The organism is Dermacoccus abyssi, assembly GCF_003515945.1.
GTDB classification, from domain to species: domain Bacteria; phylum Actinomycetota; class Actinomycetes; order Actinomycetales; family Dermatophilaceae; genus Dermacoccus; species Dermacoccus abyssi.
This window is the reverse complement of record NZ_QWLM01000042.1, coordinates 1-1,790: the sequence shown is the minus strand read 5'-3', so window position 1 is coordinate 1,790 and position 1,790 is coordinate 1. Positions and strand designations below refer to the sequence as shown.

General features: G+C 62.6%; 1 protein-coding gene. It reads right to left on the bottom strand.

Going from position 1 to position 1,790, the window contains the following annotated elements:
• Window positions 1-991 precede the first annotated feature (991 nt).
• Window positions 992-1,669, bottom strand: coding sequence for an aspartate/glutamate racemase family protein (locus D1832_RS14990; protein WP_206609419.1), 678 nt, complete (start codon window positions 1,667-1,669; stop codon window positions 992-994).
• Between the last annotated feature and the right edge of the window lie 121 nt (window positions 1,670-1,790).

Here is a 1,790-nt window from a genome sequence, read left to right as displayed (position 1 = left end):
CTGTCACCGTTTCGAGCAGCATGATGCTTGGGGTCCATTCTGCGCGATCGTCGACCGTGAACCGTTCACGCGTGCCTTCAGCGTTGGTCCACCATGTGACAAGCATGGGCGGTAGCGACTCATACGTTGGGATCTCCACGCTCGCACCTGCGAGCCGAAACGCCCGCGCTACTTGTGCTACGGCTTCGACGACTCTCATAAGGGAGTCCTCCGACGGCCTCGCGTTGCGCGCATCTCCTGTGAAAGTCTCAGCTGTGGTCGCATCAACGACCGTATGCCGGAATCGAGCTTCCGACTTCTGGTCTTGGTCGCCCGGAGCGGCTGTGGACGGTCCCAGTCCTAGTTTGCTGATCACCTCTTCTGACGCTGAGGTTGCCGTTGAGAGAGTGCCTTGCGCTGTCCAGACCTCATGGAATACCAGGTGAACCAGATCCCCGTCTTCGGCGCCAGGACCGGGTTCGTCGCTGATGCGTTCAGGTACGACGAGTCCGTCCGGCGATGGTAGAGGCGATCTCAACGCGAAGATAATGCGGATAAGCCGCACGCGCGGCGGAAGGCCGAATGCAGCGCCCGTGTGAGCCATGCTCGTGGTCTCCGTTCCTTGGTCGGGGCCCGTATGAGGCCTCTTCCGAAATGAGGGTGTAGGTGCCGGTAGCGCGTCGGTGACGGGATGAGGGTCGAGGTCCCCCGATGATGCGAGTTCTCACACAACCCATCGGGAAGACCTCGACGTGCTTGACGCTACCTTCAGAACACCTGACGACTTTCTGCCGACCGGAGGCGATCAATGGTCGTCTCGAGCACCTGCGCGGCTCCGCCCTCGGCTTCCGCAACCTGCCCCACTACATCGCCCGAAGCCTGCTCGAAACCGGCGGTTTTCTGCTACAGCAACGGTCAGGTGCCAGCCCGAGATGTTGAGGTGTAACTCAACGAATCTGTGAGCACGACCATCCGGCTCACAAGTCCGACGCTGGCGATCCCGGGGTACGAGCTACTGCCGGGCAGCGAGGTACTCCACTGCGGGACGTGGTGAGCTGAAGACAGGGGTGGGCAGATCGGTGAGCAACGCTTCCGCCGGGGCCATGCTGGCTTGAGCCAAGATGACGACATCTGCGGTCGTCGCCGCGGCCCGGGCGGTTCGTGCGACGCATTCGACGTATCCCACCTGGTCCCCGGCTTCGAACATGTCCCAGGCGCCCTTCGCCAGGATCGACATGGTCTCAACTTCGTGATCTGCCGCGCTGGCTTCTTCTTCAAGCAGCGCCAGCGTGGGCGCGAGAGTGGAGTCAAGGGCTACGATGACGGCGATTCTGCGCCCGGCCTGGACGGCGCGGGCAGCCATAGGCCGGTCCACTCTGAAGACCGGCACTCCTGGTTCGCTCTGCTCAGCAACGCTCCCAAGGGTTGAGCACGTGCAACAGATCAGCTCTACGCCCCGATCTTTCAGGCTGCGCAGCTGAGCCACGACGCGGTCAGCGACCGACTGTGGACCATTCACGCGGGCATCAGTTAGAAGGGACTCGTCGACCACGTGCACGGGCTGCGCTTCGGGGGCGACCTCGCTCAGAAGGTTGTCGAAAGTTAGAACGTGGACTGGCGACGTGTGCAAGAAGCCGATGCGCGACATGTGTGCATTCTTCATCGCGTGGCGCACATCGGACTTGGCCATCTCAGCACCCACGGAGGGGCGGGGGACCGCTGCACGGATAGGTGACACGGTGGTCACGCGGCCTGAGTGACCGGTGCGGTCATGATGGTCTCGTATTCGACGGGGGTCAATCGGCCGAGGG